Genomic DNA, 20611 nt, shown 5'->3' on the forward strand with positions numbered 1-20611 from the left:
GTCACCGCGGGGGGATCGCCGGCCGCCGGTAGTGGTCGGCGATCACCCGCGCCATCGCGCCCACCCGGTCGGTCCGCACCTCTCGCGCGGCGAAGAAGACGTGCCCGCGCACCTGCGGGTGCTTCCGGGCCAGCGTGAGGTGCCGGGACAGTTCGGCCGGGTCCTGCCAGGGCGCGGGCTGCGCCGGGTCACCCGCCTTGTACAGCGCCTCCCCCACGTACAGCCGTGTCCCGCTGCCCCGCACCACCTTCGCCCACCAGGACAGCAGCTTCGCGTAGTCGGCGGCCTCGAAGCCGATGTGCCAGTACAACTGCGGGCAGATGTAGTCGATCCAGTTCTCGCGCGCCCACCGCCGGGTGTCCGCGTGCAGGTCGTCGTAGGTCTGCACGCCCGCCCGGGTGTCGGAGCCGCGCGGATCGGTGGCGGCGTTGCGCCACACGCCGAACGGGCTGATGCCGAAGCGGGTGCCGGGCCGGATCCTGCGGATCCCGGCCGCCGTCTCCCGCACCAGCCGGTCGACGTTGTCCCGCCGCCAGGCTGCCCGGTCGGGAAAACCGCCGCCGTGGGCGTCGTACGCCGCGTCGTCGTCGAAGGTCTGCCCGGCCACCGGGTACGGGTAGAAGTAGTCGTCGAAGTGGACGGCGTCGACGGGGTACCGGCGCACCGCGTCCAGCATCGCCTCCCGCACGAAGGCGCGGACCTCGGGCAGCCCGGGGTTGTAGAGCAGCTTCCCGCCGTACGGCACCAGCCAGCCGGGGTTCCGGCGCGCCGGGTGGGAGGCGGTGAGCCGGTTGGGATCGGTGTGGAGGGCGACGCGGTACGGGTTGAACCAGGCGTGCAGCTCCAGACCGCGCGCGTGGGCCTCCTCGACCGCCGTGCCCAGCGGATCCCAGCCCGGGTGCCGGCCCTGGGTACCGGTGAGGTAGTGCGACCACGGTTCGTACGGCGAGGGCCACAGGGCGTCGGCCGTGGGCCGGACCTGGAAGATCACGGTGTTGAGTCGGCGGCGGACGGCGGTGTCGAGGTGCGCGATCAGCTCGGCCCGCTGCTCGGCGGCGCTCAGCCCCGGCCGGGACGGCCAGTCCCGGTTGGCGACCGTGGCCAGCCACACACCCCGCATCTCCCCGGCCGCCGCCGGCCGCGGCCGGTGCCGTCCCGGCGCGGCCGACGCCTCCGGCATCGTCGCCAGCGCCGCCAGCGCCGCCGTCGTGAACGCCCTGCGTGACACTCGTCCCATCCGCCTGCCCCCTGGCATGCCTCGAACGTGCCGCGGTCCGGGCCGTCCGGACCGCCGAGGGACCCAGGATGCCGGACCCGCGCGATCGATCATCGATACTTCGGAGTAACGTGCACGAACGGAGCAGGGCACCGGAACCCGGCGAACCTGCCACAGCCGAAGATCAGCGCAGACGAACCGCGCAGAGAAGCGAAAGGGACGATGTGACCGACATCGAACGCGTCGGAGTGGTGGGCTGCGGTCAGATGGGCGCGGGGATCGCCGAGGTGTGCGCCCGAGCCGGACTGGACGTGAAGGTCGCCGAGACCACCGGCGAAGCCCTGGAGATCGGCCGTACCCGGCTGTTCAACTCCCTGTCGAAGGCGGCCGAGCGGGGCAAGATCACCGCGGAGGAACTGGACGCCACCCAGGCCCGGCTGAGCTTCACCACGGACCTCGGCGCATTCGCCGACCGCGACCTCGTCATCGAGGCCGTCGTGGAGAACGAGCAGGTCAAGACCGAGATCTTCCAGGTCCTCGACCAGGTGGTGACCCGGCCGGACGCGATCCTGGCCTCCAACACCTCCTCCATCCCCCTGGTGAAACTGGCCGTCGCCACCTCGCGGCCCGACCACGTGATCGGCATCCACTTCTTCAACCCGGCTCCGGTGCAGAAGCTGGTGGAGCTGATCCCGGCGCTCACCACCTCCGAGGGCACGATCGGCCGGGCCCAGGTCTTCACCGAGAAGGTGCTGGGCAAGCACGCCATCCGCGCCGTGGACCGCTCCGGCTTCGTGGTCAACGCGCTGCTGATCCCCTACCTGCTCTCCGCGATCCGGATGTTCGAGTCGGGCATCGCCAGCCGCGAGGACATCGACAACGGCATGGAGATGGGCTGCGCCCACCCGATGGGTCCGCTGAAGCTGTCCGACCTGATCGGCCTGGACACGGTCGCCTCGGTCGCGCACTCGATGTACGAGGAGTACAAGGAGCCGCTGTACGCCGCGCCCCCGCTGCTCCAGCGCATGGTGGACGCGGGTCGGCTGGGCCGCAAGACCGGTTCCGGCTTCTACACCTACGGCTGACTACCCACAGCCACGCTCCGCGGGCCCGGCACCTGGTCAGGTGCCGGGCCCGCGACGTTCGCACACCGAGTGCGCAGCGGGCCCGCATATGCCGCTCGCACACTCTCCCCCCGCGTCCACCAGGGGAGTTGACTCTTGATGCGCATGCAAGGGATGACCACCGCAACGGAAAGGAGCGGACTTGTGACCGCCGATCCCGAGCATCCCGTCGTTCAGGGTGAACTCGCAGAGTTACGGCGCCGCCTCGATGTCGCGTACACCCGGGTGGAGGGCGGACTGGCTCTGCTCAGCCATCGCACCGAGGAGGCGGCCAGGGAGCTGGAGGAGCTGAACACCCGGATCGTCACGCTGGAGCACGCCCGCTGGCCGCTGCCGTCGATCGCGGCCGTCACGGCTGTGGGCGCCCTGGCCGTGGCGGTGTGGCAGGCGCTCGGACGCTAGTGCCCGCCCGGCACGGCGTCCTGCCCGAGCCGGAGATGGTGCAGCAGGAGCAACGCCGCCGCCATGCCGGCGGCCGGGACCTCGCCCCGGGCGACGAGGTCGGGGACGATCTTGAGGGAGACCCACTCCCGGCGGTCGGACTCGAAGTCGTCCACGGGATGCCCCACGTACTCCCCCTCGTCGGCCCAGTAGACGTGATGGCGGGCGTCGGTGAGTCCGTTGGACGGCTCCACGCTCATGAGGTGGCGCAGGGGTCCCGGCCGCCATCCGGTCTCCTCCTCCAGTTCCCGGGCGGCCGCGGCGGCGATGTCCTCGCCGTCCTCCACCACCCCGGCCGCGAGTTCCCAGCCCCAGCTGTCCGTGATGAAGCGGTGACGCCACAGCAGCAGGACCTCGTTGGCGTCGTTGACGACCGTGGCCACGGCGACGGGCCGCAGTCGTATGAGGAAGTGGTCGAGATGCCGGCCGTCCGGGAGTGCGACATCCGCGAGGTTCACGCTGAACCAGCGATTCGCATACACAGTGTGTTCGGTCGATTTCGTCCACTGCATGGTGCTGCCACCTTCCGTTGGGTAAGGGGCAATATCGCAGCAGGGACGGTCCGGCAGCAGGCGCACTACAGCGGCACGCGCAGCGCCCCGTCGATGAGTTCGGCCGCCTCGGCGGTGCCCGCGCAGCCGCTGCGCATCAGGTGCTCGCGGACCGCGCGCAGGCGGTCGCGCAGGCGCTGGGACTCCATTCCCCGGGCCTGTTCCGCCATCTGCACCGCGATGGCCACCGCCTTGTCGGCGTTGCCCTGCCGCAGTTCGATGGTGCTCAGCATGGCGAGCCGGTGCACCCGGCCGCGGTCGTGCGCCGGGTTGTCCACGGCCGCCGCCGCGTGCTCCCCCGCCGCCGCGAGTTCGCCGAGACTGAGCAGCGCCTCGGCCACCTGGACGTTCACCAGGCCCGGCTGGACATAGCCGGTCTCGTCGGGCTCGTGTCCGCGCCGGATGCGTTCGGCGGCCTGCTCGGCCCGCCGGATGCAGGACAGCGCGCTCGTGCCGTCGCCGAGGTGCGCGTACGCCTTGGCCTGCATCGCGTAGAGGTCGGAGGCGAGCGCCGGGGTGATGTGCGTGCCGGCGGCGCGCAACGCGGCCTCCGCGAAGGCGACGGCCTGGCGGAACTCCCGCATGAACAGCGACTGGTTGACCAGCAGCGCGATCACATAGGCGCCGAGTCCCCGGTCCCCGCTGGCCTTCGCGAGCCTGAGCGCCTGGTGGAAGTAGCGCTGGGCCAGGCCGTGCGCATCGGAGTCGTAGGCGCAGATCCCGGCGATGGCGACCAGTCCGCCGGTGGCCCGGTGCAGTTGGCGGCCGGTGGCGTCGGTGTAGCCGCCGCGCAGCAGCGGGGCGGCCTCGGCGTTGAGGAAGCCGACGATGCGGGCCCGGGTCGCGACGCCGCCGGCCTTGCGGTACATCTGCTCGTAGTGGGTGCGGGCGGCGCGCAGCATCTGGATGTCGCCGTGGGTGACCCGGTGCCGTCCGCCGCGGGAGACGTCCACGTCCTCGGGCGGGTTCTCCCACTCCCAGACCGGCATCACCGCGGGCGTGCCGGTGACCGCGGGAGCGTCGAGCACGTGCGGGCGCCGCTGCTGGTCGGAGCGCCACAGCGCGGTGGCCCGTTCGACGAAGCCGCAGAGCGTCGCGGTGTGCGGGGCGGAGGGTTCGCCCGGCACACCGAGTCCGATGTCGTCGAGCGTGACCGGGCGGTGCAGCCGGGCGGCGAGCACCTCGCAGATCAGGTCGGGCACCTGACCCCGGGGCCGCTGCCCCTTCAGCCAGCGCGCCACGGCGGTGTGCTCGTAGCGCAGGGACAGGCCGCGCGCCCGTCCGGCCTGGTTGACGTGCGCGGCCAGTCCCGCGTGCGAGACCCCGGCCTCGTCCAGGATCGCGTCGAGCAGTGTGTTGGGCTGCATGGATGCCCCCCGTTGGCTGGGTGCCGGACAGACTAGTGGCTCCCCGTTCACACGGGGTGTGAACGGAGTGCTCGCATCCGCAGTGTGCGCGCACTGTCGCGGAGAGTTTCCGGCCGGTTGACTGATTTCCCTCGCAAGAGGCCGGCCGGGCCGCCGGCTCCCCCTCGTACAGTGCGGCGGCCCGACACCGCGCCGTCCGCCCAGCTGCCTGCCCGACACTCCGTGGCGGGGCGGACGGCCGAGCCGGCCAGGCAGCAGGGGACTAGAGGGGGTTGGTCGCGCGCGCGTGCGGCACGGCGGAGGACGGGGCGGCCCGTGCCCCCGGCGGGCCGGACCCGGCCGGGTGCTCGTGCCCCAGGACGAGGAGGGCCACGTCGTCGGCGGGCGCGCCCGACGTGTGGTGCAGGAGGGCGGCGAGGATCGTGCGGACGACGTCGTCCGGAGGCGGCGGCTGCGCGCGCACCGCGGCGGCCAGTACGCCCCGCAGGGGGAAGAACCGGCCACTGCTGTCGCGCGCGTCCTCGACGCCGTCCGTGTGCAGGACGAGCGTCTCGCCGGGCAGCAGGGCGCCGCAGGGGACGGCCGGGAGATCGGCCGGCAGCGGGAACGGCCCGAGCGGCGGGAGCGGATCGGCGCGGGCAAGCGGTTCGACCCCCGTGCCGCTCAGCCGGTAGGGCCAGGGATGCCCGCAGTTCAGCGCCCGCATCTCGCCGTCCGGACGGATCTCCAGCAGCAGGACGGTGACGAACTCCTCGGCCTCCGGCCCGTCAGCAGCAGGTTCGTGCGCGGGACCCGGCGCGGGATGCCCGTCCCGGGTCCGCTCCCGCAGATGCCGGTCCATCGCCCGCTCCAGCCGGCGCAGTACACCGGCGAGGTCGGCCTCGTCGTGCACGGCCTCGCGGAAGCTCCCGAGCACGGCGGCCCCGGTCCGCACGGCGCCGAGCCCGTGTCCCCGGACGTCGCCGATGACGGCCCGGACCCCGTGCTCGGTGGCGGCCACCTCGTACAGGTCCCCACCGATCCGCGCGCCGCGGTCGGCGGACAACTGCACGGCGGCGACGGCCAGTGGGCCGACGTACGGGGGCGGCGGCCGCAGCAGCGCGCTCTGCGCGGCGTCCGCGATGCGCCGGGTTCGCCGCAGTTCCCGCAGCAGTCTGCGCCGGACGTGGACCACGAGTCCCGTGCCGACGGCGAACAGCACGGCGCTGCCGGCCAGGCGTGCGCCGAGCCCGTCCTGCTGGGCGAGCGGGCAGGAGAACCGGTAGGTGGTGGCGCCGCCCCAGGAGGTCGGTCCGGGAGCGGGAGCCCGTGAGCTGCTGCGGGGCCGCACCCCGCGGGGAGCCCCAGCCGTGAAGCGGATCATGCCGATGGCCCCCCAATGTAGGCCCGGACAGCACAGACCGGCCTCGAGAGGCCGGTCCGATTCTGTCGACCAGGGGACCCGATCCAGGCGTACCGCCCGGGACAGCCACCCGAACGAGTGAGGAGTCCGTCGCGCATCGACGGCGGCCCGCGGGGCGGGGGAACGCCACGGCCGGCCGGGTCGTCGACCCGGCCGGCCGGTGGGGTGCGGTGTCGGCGTCCCCTTCGGGACGCTCGGTGACTAGCCTCGCAGGACGGCCCCGGTGCGCTCGCCGGCGAGGGCGACCGCCGCTTCCCGGGCGGCCGACGCCTCGTCGACCGTGAGGGTGCGGTCGCCGGCGCGGAACCGCAGCGCGTACGCCAGCGACCTGCGGCCCTCGCCCAGCTGCTCGGCGTTCTCGTAGACGTCGAACAGCCGGATGGACTCCAGCAGTTCACCGGCGCCCTCGCGCAGCGCCGCCTCGACCTCCGCCGCCGGCACGAAGGCGTCCACGACCAGCGCGACGTCCTGCGTGGCGACCGGGAACGTGGAGATGGCGGGGGCCTGCGGGAGGTCGTTGCCGACCCGCTCCAGGACGTCCAGGTCCAGCTCCATCGCACAGGTGCGCTCGGGCAGCCCCAGAGTCTTCAGGACGCGCGGGTGCAGCTCACCGGCATGGCCGACGACGCGCTCGGTGCCGTCGACGGCGACCGCGAGTTCGGCGCAGCGGCCCGGGTGCCAGGGGCCGTACTGGCCCTTGCGGACGAGGAGTTCGGCACCGGCCCCGCGGGCGACGGTCCGGGCGGCCTCGACCGCGTCGGCCCAGTCGGCCGGGCGGCCGGCGCCCCACCAGCCGGTCTGCTCGCGCGCACCGGCGAGGACCACGGCGACGTGCCGCGGCTGGTCCGGCAGAGCGGCGTCCAGCTCCGCGATCTCCTCGTGGGTGGGCCGGCGGTCCACGGGCAGCCGGACGGCGGTGCGCTGCTCCTCACGGGGGTGGAAGACCAGGCCGGTCTCGAACAGCGCCAGGTCGTGGCTGCCGCGTCCGTCGTTGCGCCGCAGGGCGCCGAGCAGGCCGGGCAGCAGCGAGGTGCGCAGCGCGGGCTCCTCGTCGCTGAGCGGGTTGGTCAGCCGCACCACGCGGCGGGCCGGGTCGTCGGCGTCGAGGCCGAGCTGGTCGAAGACCTGCTCGCTGACGAACGGGTAGTTCGGCGCCTCGACGTAGCCGGCGCCGGCCAGGGCGCGACCGATGCGGCGGTGCAGCCGCTGACGGCCGGTCAGGCCGCGGCCGGCGGGCGGCCGGGGCAGCGTGGAGGGCAGGTTCTCGTAGCCCTCGAGCCGGATGACCTCTTCGGCCAGGTCGTTCGGGTCGGTGAGGTCGGGCCGCCAGGACGGCACGGTGACGACCAGCGTGTCCTGGCCGTGGACGTCGCAGCCGACCTCCTGGAGGCGGCGCACGACGGTCTCGCGGCCGTAGGCCACGCCCGCGACCCGGTCCGGGTGGTCGGCCGGGATGGTGATGGTGCGCGGCGCGCCGGGCGCGACGACCTCGGTGACACCGGCCTCGGCGGTACCGCCGGCAAGGAGGACCAGCAGGTCGACGGTGCGCTGCGCGGCAGCGGCGGCGGCCTGCGGGTCGACGCCGCGCTCGAAGCGCCGGGACGCCTCGGAGGACAGCTTGTGCCGACGGGCGGTGCGGGCGATGGACACCGCGTCGAAGTGGGCGGCCTCGATGACCACGTCGGTCGACGCGTTCGACCCGTTGTCGACGGCGTCGTGGTCGGCGATCTCGGTGTTGGCGCCGCCCATGACACCGGCGAGGCCGATGGGGCCCCGCTCGTCGGTAATGACCAGGTCCTCGGGGTCGAGGGTGCGGGTCACCCCGTCGAGGGTGGTGAGCTTCTCGCCCGCCTCGGCCCGGCGCACGCCGATCGCTCCCTGGACCAGGGAACGGTCGTAGGCGTGCAGGGGCTGGCCGAGCTCCATCATCACGTAGTTGGTGACGTCGACGGCGAGCGAGATCGGGCGCATGCCGACCTTCTGGAGCCGGCGCTTCAGCCAGATCGGGGAGCGCGCCTCGGGGCTGAGGCCGGTCACCGTGCGGGCGGTGAAGCGGTCGCAGCCGGCGGGGTCGGAGACCTTCACCGGGTAGCCGAAGGCGTTCGGGGCGGGCACGTCGAGCAGGGCCGGGTCGCGCAGCGGGAGCCCGTAGGCGGTGGCGGCCTCGCGGGCGACGCCGCGCAGCGACAGGCAGTAGCCGCGGTCCGGGGTGACGGCGATGTCGAGGACCTCGTCGACGAGCTCGAGCAGCTCGATCGCGTCCTTGCCGACCTCGGTCTCCGGCGGCAGCACGATGATGCCCTTGGTGCCGTCGTCGCCCATGCCGAGTTCGTCGCTGGAGCAGATCATGCCGCGCGACATCCGGCCGTAGGTCTGGCGCTCGGCGATCTGGAAGTCGCCGGGCAGCACGGCGCCGGGCAGCGCGACGACGACCTTGTCGCCGACGGTGAAGTTCCGGGCGCCGCAGATGATCTCCTGGGGCTCGCCGGTGCCGTTGGCCCGGCCGACGTCGACGGTGCAGTGGCGGATGGGCTTCTTGAAGCCCTCCAGCTCCTCGATGGTGGCGACCCGGCCCACGACGAGGGGGCCCTTGAGGTCGGCGCCGAGGTGGTCGACGGTCTCCACCTCGAGGCCGGCCGAAATGAGCTTGGCCTGCACGTCGCGGCCGGTCTCCGTGGCCGGCAGGTCGACGTACTCCCGCAGCCAAGAAAGCGGGACCCGCATCAGATCTCCATCCCGAACGGCCGGGTGAACCGGACGTCACCCTCGACCATGTCTCGCATGTCCTCGACGTTGTGGCGGAACATCAGCATTCGCTCGATGCCGAACCCGAAGGCGAAGCCGCTGTACTTCTCCGGGTCGACGCCGCAGGCGGTGAGCACCCGCGGGTTGACCATGCCGCAGCCGCCGAGCTCGATCCAGCCCTCGGACGAGCAGGTGCGGCAGGGGCGGTCGGGGTTGCCGACGGACGCGCCCTTGCAGACGTAGCAGAGCATGTCCATCTCGGCGCTGGGCTCGGTGAACGGGAAGAAGTTCGGCCGCAGCCGGGTCTTCATCCCCTCGCCGAACAGCGACTGGACCATGTGGTCCAGGGTGCCCTTGAGGTCCGCCATGGTCAGGCCCTCGTCCACGGCGAGCAGCTCGACCTGGTGGAAGACGGGGGTGTGGGTGGCGTCCAGCTCGTCGGTGCGGTACACGCGGCCCGGGCAGATCACGTAGACCGGCAGCTCACGGTCCAGCAGGGAGCGGATCTGCACGGGGGAGGTGTGGGTGCGCAGTACGACGCCGGACTCGGTGCCGCCCCGGGGGCCCTGCACGAAGAAGGTGTCGTGCTCGCCGCGGGCCGGGTGGTCCGGGCCGATGTTGAGCGCGTCGAAGTTGAACCACTCGGCCTCGACCTGCGGTCCCTCGGCCACCTCGTAGCCCATGGCCACGAAGATGTCCTCGATGCGCTCCGAGAGGGTGGTGAGCGGGTGGCGGGCGCCGGCCGGGACGCGGTCGTAGGGCAGGGTGACGTCCACCGCCTCCTCGACCAGCACGCGCGCGTCCCGCTCGGCCTCGAGCTCGGCCTGGCGGGCGGCGAGGCCCTTGTTCACGGCACCGCGCGCCTGGCCCACGCGCTTGCCGGCGTCCGCCTTGGCGTGCGGGGGCAGGGCGCCGATCTCGCGGTTGGCGAGGGCCAGCGGCGAGGCGGGGCCGGTGTGGGCGACCTTCGCCTCGTGGAGCGCGTCGAGGGAGTCCGCGGCGGCGAAGGCGGCGAGCGCCTCGTCCCGCATGCGCTCGATCTCTTCCGGTTTCAACGCCTCGACCTCGACAGGGTCGTACGACTTATTGGGTGCCGACATCTCTTCCCGTGCTTCCGATTGGCTGGCTGACGGTCCCCGTCACCGACTCGTCACCGTGTTTTGGGACAGATCGTCACGGTTTTTGGGACACAAAGGTGCCAAAGGCCGAGTCTAACGGGGTGGCGGTGGGCGGATGCGCCCGTGGTCGTCAGGCGAGATACGCCGGAGCGGCCACGGGCAACGTAAATCGGAACTGGGCGCCGCCGCCGGGGGCGCGTCCGACCGTGATGGTGCCGCCGTGGGCCTCGACGATGCCCTTGACGATGTACAGCCCCAGGCCCGTCCCGCCGCGCTTGCTGCCCCGCCAGAAGCGGGTGAAGACGCGGTTCATGGACTCCTCCGGGATGCCTGGGCCCTCGTCGCTCACCGTGACCGACGTGGCTGCGGCCTCGCCGTTCTCCCGTTCGCGCGGGGACGCCGAGGGTGTGATGTCGATGGTGACGGTTCCCTCGCCGTGGCGCACGGCATTTTCCAGCAGGTTGCTGAGCACCTGGTCGATCTTGTCGGGGTCGGCCCACAGGTCGGGCAGCGGGTGCTGGACCCGCAGCAGGAACCGGTCGGCCGGCTGCCCGGCGGCGACGTACGCCTGGATGTGCCGTCCGACGGCGGCTCCGATGTCGACGGGCTGGCGGCGGACCTCCAGGCGCCCGGAGTCGATGCGGGATATGTCCAGCAGCTCGGCGATCAGCCGGGTGACGCGGTCGGCGTCGGCGTCGACGGTCTCCAGCATCAGCCGCTTCTGGTCGTCGGTGAACCTCTCCCACTTGGCGAGGAGGGTGGCGGTGAAGCCCTTGACGGAGGTGAGCGGGGAGCGCAGTTCGTGGGCGACGGTGGCGATCAGCTCGGCGTGGCTGCGCTCGGTGCGGCGGCGGGCCTCGGTGTCGCGCAGGGTGACCACGACGCGGCGGACCGGGCCGGTGGGCCCGGTGCGGACGTACTGCGCCGAGACCAGGACCTCGCGTCCGCCGGGGAGCAGCAGGTTGCGCTCGGGCTGGCGCACCCGGATGGCGAGCCCGCCGTAGGGGTCGGTGACCTGCCACCAACGGCGGCCCTCCAGGTCCTCTAACGGGAGGGCCTTGTCGAGGCGCTGCCCGAGGGCTTCCTCGGCGGCGACGGCGGTGATCCGCGCGGCCGCCGCGTTGAAGCAGACGACCCGCTGCTGTTCGTCGGCGACGACGAGGCCGTCGGGCAGGGCGTCGGGGTCGATGCCGAGGCCGGCGAGATCCGTGGCCCGGGCTCCGGGCGGGCGTGCCGCCCCGTGCGCTCCCGGTGCCCTGCTCGTGCCGACGCTCATCCCCGTACCCCACCTCTCGGACTTCCTCTGGGGGTCCCCGAGCTGGTCACCCTACTAGTTTTCGGTGACGGAGCGGCACCCTCCGACGGCGCGCTGTGCACGTGCCGAGGCGTAGAGACATACGGCCGCGGCGGTGGCCAGGTTCAGGCTCTCGGCCTTTCCGTGGATCGGGACGCTGACGACGGCGTCGGTGAGGGCACGGGTCTCCTCGGGGAGCCCCCATGCCTCGTTGCCGAAGACCCAGGCGGTGGGCCCGCCCATGGTGCCCTTGTCGAGCTCGTCGTCGAGGTCGCGGTCGCCCGCGCCGTCGGCGGCCAGCACCCGTACCCCGGTGTCCCGCAGTAGCGCCACGGCCCGGTCGACGGGCACGCCGACGGCGACCGGCAGGTGGAACAGCGAGCCGACGGAGGCGCGTACGGCCTTGGGGTTGTACAGGTCGACGGAGGCGTCGGTGAGGACGACGGCCTCGGCTCCGGCGGCGTCGGCGCAGCGCAGCACGGTGCCGGCGTTGCCGGGGTCGCGCACGTGCGCGAGGACGGCGACGAGGCGGGGCCGGGCGGCGAGGATGTCCTCGAACGGGGTGTCCAGGAACCGGCACACCCCGACCAGGCCCTGGGGCGTGACGGTGGTGGAGATGTCGGCGACGACCTGCTCGGAGGCGAGGTGGATCCGGGCGCCGGCGTCCCGGGCGTCGCCGATGATGTCGGCGTACCGGTCGGCGGCATCGGGCGTGGCGAACAGCTCGACGAGCGTGGCGGCGTCCGCGTCCCGGTGTCCGGCGGCCTCCCGTACCGCCTGCGGCCCCTCGGCGAGGAACAGCCGCTCCTTCCCCCGGAAGTTCCGCTTGGCCAACCGCCGCGCGGCGGCCACACGGGGTGAGCGGGGGGAGATCAGCTCGGGGGTGGCGGGGGGCATGGGTGTTTCACCTCGCGAGTTCATGGTCGACGGCCGCCGCAGCTGTTGATTTTTTTCCGTACGCACGACGGACCCGCGGGAAAACCCACGGGTCCGTCCAGGTGCCTCGGCTAGAGCCGGCGCGGCGTCACGCGGCCTTGGGCGCGTTCACGTCCGCCGGCAGCGCCTTCTGGGCGACCTCGACGAGCGCGGCGAAGGCGGTGGCGTCGTTGACGGCCAGCTCAGCCAGGATCTTGCGGTCGACCTCGACGTTCGCGGCCTTCAGACCCTGGATGAAGCGGTTGTACGTGATGCCGTTCGCGCGGGCAGCGGCGTTGATGCGCTGGATCCACAGCTGGCGGAAGTCACCCTTGCGCTTCTTGCGGTCGTTGTAGTTGTAGACCAGCGAGTGGGTGACCTGCTCCTTGGCCTTGCGGTACAGGCGCGAACGCTGACCGCGGTAGCCGGAGGCCTGCTCGAGGATCGCCCGGCGCTTCTTGTGGGCGTTGACTGCCCGCTTGACGCGTGCCACTTGTTTAACTCCTTGTAGCGGGGCCGCGGTGGGAACTCACACGGCCCGGTGTCGACTGGGTCCCGGTGGTGACGTACGTACGGCGCTCAGGCGCCGAGGCGTCACTTGCCGAGAAGCTTCTTGATCTTCGCGGCGTCGCCCGGGGCCATCTCGGCGTTGCCGGTGAGGCGACGCGTCACGCGGGACGACTTGTGCTCGAGCAGGTGGCGCTTGCCGGCACGCTCTCGGAGCACCTTGCCGGAGCCGGTGACCTTGAAGCGCTTGCTGGCACCGCTGTGCGACTTGTTCTTCGGCATAGCGCCGTTCTCTCCTCGTCGGTGGCGCTCCGGTGCCCGGTCGTGAAACCGGGCACGGTGGAGCGTCGTACTTGTTTCGGTTGCTTCCTGGGACTCGCGTCCCCGGAGTCACGCCTCGGCGGGCTCCTCGGCGCCGGCCTGGGCCTCGGCGTCTGCAGGGTTCTGCGAACGGCCGGGGTTGGCCTTCGCGGAAGCCTTGCGGGCCTCCTGCGCCTGGCGGGCCTCGGCCATCGCCTCGGTCTTCTTCTTGTGCGGACCGAGGACCATGATCATGTTGCGGCCGTCCTGCTTCGGGTTCGACTCGACGAACCCGAGGTCCTGGACGTCCTCCGCGAGACGCTGCAGCAGTCGGTAGCCCAGCTCGGGCCGGGACTGCTCGCGACCACGGAACATGATCGTGATCTTGACCTTGTCGCCCTGCTTGAGGAACCGGACGACGTGACCCTTCTTGGTGTCGTAGTCGTGCGGGTCGATCTTCGGCCGGAGCTTCATCTCCTTGATGACCGTGTGCGCCTGGTTCTTGCGCGCCTCACGGGCCTTCATGGCCGACTCGTACTTGAACTTCCCGTAGTCCATGAGCTTGCACACGGGCGGACGGGCGTTCGCCGCGACCTCGACCAGGTCCAGGTCGTACTCCTGCGCAAGCTCCAGTGCCTTGGCCAGCGGGACGATGCCCACCTGCTCGCCACTGGGACCGACAAGTCGCACCTCGGGAACGCGAATCCGGTCGTTGATGCGGGGCTCGGCGCTGATGGATCCTCCTCGGTAGCACCACGCGACGGTCTGGCGGACAGCCGCGTAACGTCTGTGTTCGTTAGACCTGACCGCGCCGGAGCACAAAAAATGCCCCGGACGATCACAGGCGGGGCTCCTCGAACTACCGGAGCACCGCCGCGGTGACCGCGGGGCGCGCTTTCGGACGGATCGCCGCCGAGCGGGACCGCCTGACCGGTGACCCGCCGCCCAGAGGGCGGAAGGTGGGAGTTCGAAAGCCTCCACTTGTGGGCCGGGCCCGCGTGCCGTGGGGCATACGTGTCCGACCGGTCGTTACACAAGGTTAGCAGCTCGGGCCGGTAAGGGCTAACCGAGGCCGACGCGGGCCGGGAGCCGAAGTGCCCCTATCGTGTCCGGCATGAGTGACTCCCCCGCCGACACGCCCGATTTCGATGAGATGACCCGCGACATCGCAGAGGTGCCCGCGGTCGAGGTGATCGTGACGGTCGCCGTGAACCTGATGAGTGCCGCCGCCGTGAAGCTCGGTCTGACCGAGGAGGGCGAGCAGCACAAGGACCTCGACGAGGCCCGGAAGCTGATCCACGCCCTCGCCGGCCTGCTGGACGCGAGCGCGACCGAGATCAGCTCGTTCCACGCGGCACCGCTGCGGGACGGCCTGAAGTCGCTCCAGCTGGCGTTCCGCGAGGCGTCCCTGGTTCCGGACGAGCCCGGCCAGGGTCCGGGCGAGAAGTACACGGGTCCGGTCTACGGCTGATCAGGGCCTCTGCGTCCTCACATGGGGGCTCGTTTCGCACGTGGGCGTTCGTCCTCATGTGGCGGGCCCGTCCTCACGTGAGGGGGGTCCTCACGTGGGCGGGCTCGTCCTCACGTGGACGGGCTCACCCGGCGCGGCGGCGTCGGCCGGCAGGACGGCGAGGTCGAGGCCGCGCACCAGGCGGGCCCTGAGCGTCTCGTCGGCGGCGAGTCGACGCGCCACGGCGCGGACGGTGTCGGCGGCGGGCACGGCGGGGTCGAGGACGAGGGCGAGGATGCCGTCCGCCTCGCCCGGCCCGAGGTGGGCGCGTACGACGGCGGGCTCCGCGGCGACGACCGCGCGGACGGCCTCGACGACGGCCGGGTCGGCGAGCGGGTCGGTGCTGGTCCGTCCCTCCGCGAGGGCGAGCAGGGCGGGGCCGGTCAGTTCGAAGGGCACCGGTCCGGACAGGTCCAGGACGACGGTGTCCGCCTTCTCGTGCGCCGCAGCCTGGAGGGCCTGGTGTGTGGGTACGGCCACGGGGCGGGCTCCCGGATCCCAGCGGGCGAGCGAGTCGGTGGAGGTGAACGCGGGGAGCGCGGTGCGGTTTCCGGCCTTCAGGGTGGGGACGGCCATGTCGCTGGTCTTCTCGCGGCGCAGGCCGTTCTCGTCCTCCTCGACCTCGCCGAGCACGGCGACCACGGGGACGAGCAGCCGGGCGCCCTTGAGGGCCTCGAGGACCGGGCCGACGGCGGTGCGGTCCTCGGCCCAGGCCGCGAGCGCGGCGCTCAGCCGGGGGTCGGCGGAGCCGTCGTCGTCGCGGAAGCCGGGGTCCGGAATGTTCTTCATCTCCACGGTCACGACCCTATCGGCCAACCGTCGCGGGCCGGGACGCGGGCATGCGGACCGACGCCCGGGCCGGTGGGGCGGAGGGGACGGACGCGCGCCGTGGGTGGGGCCACCGCGCCCGTGCCGGTGGCGCCGCTGGGCCCGCGCACCGGAGCCGGGGCCCACCGCGGCGACCGTGCGTTCGGCGGCGGGCATCGTCAGGGTCTGGATCCTGGTCACGGCGCTGCTCCTGCCGGCGCGGGACGCGGGGCGGGGACTCGACGGGACGGAGCGGACCCGGGTCCCGGCGATGATCGAGCACAGCGGCAACGGATCGGCGTCGGCGCCGCGGCGGACGACCGTCGCCTCGGCGGGGTTCGACGCGGTGAACGTCCGTCTGCGCCCGGCGGCGCCCCGCGATGGGGACGGCACTCTGGGGGCCTGCCGCGGATCACGGCGGTCGACCCACTCGCCCCGTCACGGCAGGTGTTCGGGGCGGAGAGGGAGCTTGCGGCACTGACCGGTGCGTCGCCGGCGTACGTGCGCACGTCGAGTGGGTGGGTGATCGCGGACCGGACGTGCCGGCGGTGGCGCGAGGCGGCGCCGGGGGCGGGGAGGGACGGCCGGCCGTCGCCGGCACGACGGGCCGTGGGGGGGTGCACAGCGTCGGCCTCGTGAGGTGCGACGGCCACGAGGTCCGGCCGTCCGTCCCGCCCGACCGCCCCCCTACGCGGGCGCGGGGCATGACCCTGTGGCAGTCGGTGGCGTGCTGGGGGGCGAGCGCCGCGACGGGGCGTGAAGGAGTGGCTCCCGGCCGCGGGTGGCGGGGGGTGGCAGGGGCCGGGCGGTCCGGCGGCCGGTCGTCAGCCGTCGTCGGGTCGAGTGCGGCCCCGCCACAGGACGACGGTGGCCACCAGGAGGACGCCGCCGGCACTGCCCGCCAGGGGGGCCGCCCAGTCGGCGGTGTCGTCACCGGAGGCGGGGGCGTCCGGGCCGAGGCCGAAGTACTCGTCGGCGTGGGCGGCGGACCTCAGGCCCTCGGGCTTCAGCCGGGCGGCGGCCCTGATCGCGGCGGCCGGGTCGACGAAGCCGAAGCCCCGTGAGTCGTCGCGGCCGTCGGCGGGGGCGTTGCGGGCGGTGTCCTCCAGGAGCCGTTTGATCTGGGCCGGGGTGAGGTCCGGGTGGGCCGACCTGATCAGCGCCACTGCGCCGGAGACGAAGGCGGCGGCTGCGCTGGTGCCCCAGCCCTCGTAGTACTTGCGGTCGGGGTCGGCGATGACGACGTCGACGCCGGGCGCGCTGACCGTGGCGTACCAGCGGCGGGTCGAGAAGGAGGCGCGGGTGCCGTAGCGGTCGACGGCGGTCACGGCGATCACACCGGGATACGCGGCCGGGTAGGAGATGCGGTCGCCCTTCTCGCCGCCGTTGCCCGCGGAGGCGACGACGGCGACGCCCTTGCGCAGGGCGTACTGGATCGCCTCGTCCTCGCCGGGTTCGGGGTGCGCGGAGGCGGAGTCGTCGCCGAGGGAGAGGTTGATGACGTCGGCGCCGTGGTCCGCGGCCCAGCGGATCCCCTCGGCGAGGGCGTGGCCACGGCTGCTGCGGGCCTTGGCGCGGGCCGGGTCGCCGTCCTCCAGGATGACGCGGACGGGCAGGATCTTCGCCTCGGGCGCGATGCCCATGACGCCCTCGGTCCTGCCGGGTCCGTGCCCGTGGCCGGCGACGATCCCGGCCATGGCGGTGCCGTGGCGGGCCCAGGGGCGGTCGCCGCGTCGGGCACCGAAGCCGACGAGGTCCTTGCCGTCGAGGACGTTGCCGGCCAGGTCGGGGTGGGAGGCGTCGACACCGGTGTCCAGGACGGCGACGGTGACGTCCTCCCCCTTGGTCGTGCGCCAGACCTCCTGGGTGTGCATGGCCTCCAGGGCCCACTGCTGGGCGCGGATGCCGTCGGCGTGCGCGGAGGTGGCGGGCAGCAGAGCGAGCCCGGCGGCGAGCAGCGCACCGAGGGCGGCGGTGCGGCGGCGGTGCGTGCGCGCGGTCATGACGGCTGCTCCGAGGCGCTTCCGGCGTTCTTGCGCAGGGCGCGTTCCACGCGGTCGGCCAGACCCTTGGCGTCGTGGCCGAGTCCCGCCTGGCCGGGGGCGGTGCCGGTGCCGGACCGCACGGCCTCCTCGGCGGGCTGCGGGGTGTCGACGGTGCGGCCGTCGGCCCAGCCGGAGACGGCGTAGACGACGACGGGGGCGTCGGTCAGCACGGAGATCGTCCAGGAGGCGCGCTGCCGGGCGCCGAAGCCGTCGGCGACGGTGTCCTTCGCCGCGTGGGTACGGGGCATCAGGTCGCTGCGGCGGTCCAGGTGCTCCCTGTCGAAACGGCGGGCGAGGGAGGCCATCCGGGTGGCGTCGGCCTTGGTGAACAGCAGGCCGACGGTGGTGACGTGGCTCTGGGTCGCGTCGGTGTACGTGGCGCGCAGCAGGCGGCGGCAGCCGACGGGGGCGAGCACCTTGTCCAGCAGGGGATCGAAGGCACCCTTGCAGCCGCTGTCCGGGGCGACGGCGACACGGGTCCAGGTGCGGTCGGCGCCACCGGGGCCGGCGCCCCGGCCCTGCACGGTGGGCGGGAAGAGCCGGTCGACCGGGACGCTGTGCCACATGCTTCCGGCGGCGGCGAAGCCGGTGTGGGCCCGTGCCTCGTCGGAGTCGCCGGCGAGCCAGCTCCCGGTGACGGCACCGCCGATGAGTCCCATGCCGAGGACGAGGCAGACGCCGGCCGCGACGGCCCGGGACCGTCCGCGCCTGCCGAGGGGACGCGGCCGGGCGTCGTCGTCGTAGCCCTCCGGCTCGCCGAACGACACGAAGGGCCGGTCGGCTCCGGGGGCGCCGCCCGGGGCGGCCGGGGCGCTCCAGGAGTGCGCGGGGTCGGGCGCACCCGGACGAGTGGGTCCGGCCGGTCGGGACGCGCCCGGGCCGGACGTCGCGGCCGCGGGTGCGACCGGCTCGGGGGCCGGCTCCGCGGGCACCGGGCGCAACCGGCGGGTCGTCTCGGACGATCTCTCGGCCGGGGCGTCGGTACGTGGTCCTGCCGGACCCTCGGTCCGCGGTGCGGGCGGGGTATCCGAAGACCCCGCGGTCGACGCGTCCGTGGGCGGCGCGCTGGGGGGCGGCGCGGTGGGGCGGGGACCGGGCTGTCGGGGTACCGCCGTCGGCCGGGGTGCCGCGGCCGGCGCACCGGTTCGGGCGTCCGGGGAGGGTGTGCCCCGGCCGACGGTGGGCCGCGTGTCCGGGAAGCGAGCGGAGGCGGGAGGCGGCGGCGCGACGGCGTCCGCGGCAGCGGGGACGGACACCCCGAAGCTCGGGAAGCGGGGTGCCGGCGGGGCGGTGCGGGACGGGGCGCCCGCGGCCCCGGCGGGGTCCCCGGTCGCCGGTCCGACATCGCGGCGCCCGCCGAAGGACCCGGTCGCGCGGGAGGTCGGCCCGCTGGGAGCGGCGCCGGACACGGGCCGCCCACCGGGGGCGGCGCCGTTCGGGACGCGTTCCGCGGGCGCCGTGGTGCGCTCCGCGGGCGTCGCGATGCCTTCCCCGGGCGCCGCGATGCGTTCCATGGGCACGGTCCCGGCCGGGGGCCGTTCGCCGGGCGCGGATCCGTCCGAAACCCGACCCCCGGGTCGCGCATCGGGGGCCGGTCGTTGCCGTTCCCTCTTCACGTGGCCGTCGTCCCCCGTACCCGGCGGATGCGGTGGGCGGGGCGGGGCGGACTGGGCCGGTACCGCGGGAGGGGTCGGCGGGGGCGGGGGCGCGGTCGGACGCGGCGGGTGGGAGGCGCGCTGCGCTTCCGTGCTCATGCACCCCCCGTTTCCTCGTGCCCGGGCCGTCCCTCGCGTACGGGCCGGTGTTCTCCTGCCAGGAGCCCGGCACGGATTCGTCCCGGGCACAGATACCCGCACGGACGGAGCGTCATCCCGGCACGGACCCCTGTCCGGCCCCGTTCCGCCGTGTCTGCGCGTCACTCTACGGCGTGCCCCCACCCGTACGGGAACCAGTCCGCGCGCCCGCGGCACTTGCCCGGAACGTCCCCCACGCTGCGGGGATCAGGTCCGGACACGCCCCTACCCCGGGGTAATCCGGTCTGGCAGGCTGCGCTCATGACTGCGCGTGCCGCCGACCGGGCCCGGTACGACCGGGCCACCGCCCACCTCGACGCTCCGCTGGCGATCGTGGACCTGGACGCCTTCGACGCCAACGCCGACGACCTGGTCCGCCGGTCCGGCGGCAAGCCCGTCCGGGTGGCCAGCAAGTCCGTACGCTGCCGCGCGCTGCTCGAACGCGTCCTCGCCCGGGACGGTTTCGCGGGCATCATGTCCTTCACGCTCGCCGAGTCGCTCTGGCTGGCACGCTCCGGCTTCGACGACGTCCTGCTCGCCTATCCCTCCGCCGACCGGGCCGGGTACGCCGAACTCGCCGCCGATCCCAAGCTGGCCGCCGCGGTGACCGTCATGGTCGACGACCCGGCCCAGCTCGACCTGATCGACGCCGCGCGGGCGGGCGGGCGTGAAGTGGTGCGGGTGTGCCTGGAGTTGGACACCTCGCTGAAGCTGCTCGGCGGCCGGGTGCGGATCGGTGCCCGGCGCTCGCCCCTGCACTCGCCCGCCCACGTCGCCGACCTGGCACGGGCGGTGGTCCGGCGACCGGGGTTCCGGGTGGTCGGGATCATGGCGTACGAGGGTCATGTCGCCGGGGTCGGGGACGCGGTGGCCGGGCGGCCGCTGCGGTCACGGGCGGTGCGGCTGATGCAGGCGGCCGCGCGCCGTGAACTCGCCGAGCGGCGGGCCGCGGTCGTGGCCGCGGTACGGGCCGTCGTGCCGGATCTGGAGTTCGTCAACGGCGGCGGCACCGGCAGCGTGCAGTACACCGCCGCGGAGGACGCGGTCACCGAGGTCGCGGCGGGGTCGGGGCTGTACGTGCCGCGGCTGTTCGACAACTACACGTCGTTCACGGGCCGTCCGGCCGCCCTCTTCGCCCTGCCGGTCGTACGGCGGCCCGGGGTGGGCGTGGTGACCGTGCTGGGCGGCGGGTATCCGGCGTCCGGCGCGCCCGGCGCCGACCGGCTGCCGGTGCCGTACCTGCCCGAGGGGCTGCGCCACGACCCGCAGGAGGGTGCCGGCGAGGTGCAGACGCCGTTGCTGGGCTCACCGGCGGACGATCTGCTGATCGGCGACCGGGTGTGGTTCCGGCACGCCAAGGCCGGCGAGCTGTGCGAGCGGTTCGACGCACTGCATCTGGTCGAGGGCGAGGCGGTGGCGGCGACGGTGCCGACCTACCGCGGCGAGGGCCGCGCCTTCCTGTGACCGTGCCGCCGG

At 73.7% G+C, this 20611-nt stretch carries 18 protein-coding genes; 4 read left to right on the top strand and 14 right to left on the bottom strand.

From position 1 onward, the window contains the following. Position 1: 1 nt before the first annotated feature. Positions 2–1237 (bottom strand): glycoside hydrolase family 10 protein, encoded by a 1236-nt coding sequence (locus ACFYOV_RS21980; RefSeq protein ID WP_389089926.1) that lies wholly within the window; start codon positions 1235–1237, stop codon positions 2–4. A 203-nt stretch (positions 1238–1440) separates the two neighbouring features. On the opposite strand from ACFYOV_RS21980, the gene ACFYOV_RS21985 reads away from it, so the two are divergent. Further along, entirely contained in the window at positions 1441–2301 is an 861-nt protein-coding gene (locus ACFYOV_RS21985; RefSeq protein ID WP_389089928.1) for a 3-hydroxybutyryl-CoA dehydrogenase, read from the top strand. A 183-nt stretch (positions 2302–2484) separates the two neighbouring features. Continuing rightward, positions 2485–2742 (top strand): hypothetical protein, encoded by a 258-nt coding sequence (locus tag ACFYOV_RS21990; RefSeq protein WP_389089929.1) that lies wholly within the window; start codon positions 2485–2487, stop codon positions 2740–2742. Here ACFYOV_RS21990 and ACFYOV_RS21995 read toward each other — a convergent pair. The 10 genes from ACFYOV_RS21995 to infC form a co-directional block, all read right to left on the bottom strand. Then, positions 2739–3293: an NUDIX domain-containing protein gene (locus ACFYOV_RS21995; protein ID WP_389089931.1), complete on the bottom strand. Its 555-nt coding sequence runs from the start codon at positions 3291–3293 to the stop codon at positions 2739–2741. The genes ACFYOV_RS21990 and ACFYOV_RS21995 overlap by 4 nt on opposite strands. Positions 3294–3358: 65 nt before the next feature. After that, positions 3359–4699: a transcriptional regulator gene (locus ACFYOV_RS22000; RefSeq protein ID WP_389089932.1), complete on the bottom strand. Its 1341-nt coding sequence runs from the start codon at positions 4697–4699 to the stop codon at positions 3359–3361. Positions 4700–4961: 262 nt separating this feature from the next. After that, entirely contained in the window at positions 4962–6062 is a 1101-nt protein-coding gene (locus tag ACFYOV_RS22005; RefSeq protein ID WP_389089934.1) for a PP2C family protein-serine/threonine phosphatase, read from the bottom strand. 240 nt (positions 6063–6302) lie between these two features. After that, a complete protein-coding gene (gene pheT, locus ACFYOV_RS22010; RefSeq protein WP_389089935.1) occupies positions 6303–8825 on the bottom strand; it encodes a phenylalanine--tRNA ligase subunit beta in 2523 nt (840 codons plus the stop codon). Continuing rightward, a complete protein-coding gene (gene pheS, locus ACFYOV_RS22015; protein WP_389089937.1) occupies positions 8825–9946 on the bottom strand; it encodes a phenylalanine--tRNA ligase subunit alpha in 1122 nt (373 codons plus the stop codon). The genes pheT and pheS overlap by 1 nt, the downstream gene beginning before the upstream one ends. A 148-nt stretch (positions 9947–10094) precedes the next feature. Beyond that, positions 10095–11240 (bottom strand): ATP-binding protein, encoded by a 1146-nt coding sequence (locus tag ACFYOV_RS22020; protein WP_389089938.1) that lies wholly within the window; start codon positions 11238–11240, stop codon positions 10095–10097. Positions 11241–11294: 54 nt separating this feature from the next. Further along, positions 11295–12155: a TrmH family RNA methyltransferase gene (locus tag ACFYOV_RS22025; RefSeq protein ID WP_389089940.1), complete on the bottom strand. Its 861-nt coding sequence runs from the start codon at positions 12153–12155 to the stop codon at positions 11295–11297. 127 nt (positions 12156–12282) lie between these two features. Beyond that, entirely contained in the window at positions 12283–12666 is a 384-nt protein-coding gene (gene rplT / locus ACFYOV_RS22030; protein ID WP_004933571.1) for a 50S ribosomal protein L20, read from the bottom strand. A 101-nt stretch (positions 12667–12767) separates the two neighbouring features. Further along, entirely contained in the window at positions 12768–12962 is a 195-nt protein-coding gene (rpmI, locus tag ACFYOV_RS22035) for a 50S ribosomal protein L35 (protein WP_004933563.1), read from the bottom strand. Positions 12963–13070: 108 nt separating this feature from the next. Further along, a complete protein-coding gene (infC, locus tag ACFYOV_RS22040; RefSeq protein ID WP_389090025.1) occupies positions 13071–13715 on the bottom strand; it encodes a translation initiation factor IF-3 in 645 nt (214 codons plus the stop codon). 379 nt (positions 13716–14094) lie between these two features. Between infC and ACFYOV_RS22045 the strand changes: the two genes are divergently transcribed. Next, positions 14095–14451, top strand: coding sequence for a DUF1844 domain-containing protein (locus tag ACFYOV_RS22045; RefSeq protein WP_389089941.1), 357 nt, complete (start codon positions 14095–14097; stop codon positions 14449–14451). A gap of 90 nt (positions 14452–14541) precedes the next feature. On the opposite strand, the gene ACFYOV_RS22050 is transcribed toward ACFYOV_RS22045, so the two are convergent. From ACFYOV_RS22050 to ACFYOV_RS22060, 3 genes are all read right to left on the bottom strand, one after another. After that, entirely contained in the window at positions 14542–15279 is a 738-nt protein-coding gene (locus ACFYOV_RS22050) for an SseB family protein (RefSeq protein ID WP_389090026.1), read from the bottom strand. An 842-nt stretch (positions 15280–16121) separates the two neighbouring features. Further along, complete coding sequence (mycP, locus tag ACFYOV_RS22055) at positions 16122–17300, bottom strand: type VII secretion-associated serine protease mycosin (protein ID WP_389089942.1); 1179 nt, start codon at positions 17298–17300, stop codon at positions 16122–16124. Next, complete coding sequence (locus ACFYOV_RS22060; protein WP_389089943.1) at positions 17297–18109, bottom strand: hypothetical protein; 813 nt, start codon at positions 18107–18109, stop codon at positions 17297–17299. The genes mycP and ACFYOV_RS22060 overlap by 4 nt, the downstream gene beginning before the upstream one ends. A gap of 1287 nt (positions 18110–19396) precedes the next feature. Between ACFYOV_RS22060 and ACFYOV_RS22065 the strand changes: the two genes are divergently transcribed. Then, positions 19397–20599, top strand: a complete 1203-nt coding sequence (locus ACFYOV_RS22065) for an amino acid deaminase/aldolase (protein ID WP_389089945.1) — start codon at positions 19397–19399, stop codon at positions 20597–20599. Positions 20600–20611: the final 12 nt, after the last annotated feature.

This window comes from Streptomyces sp. NPDC005931 (genome assembly GCF_042871235.1).
Classification (GTDB): domain Bacteria; phylum Actinomycetota; class Actinomycetes; order Streptomycetales; family Streptomycetaceae; genus Streptomyces.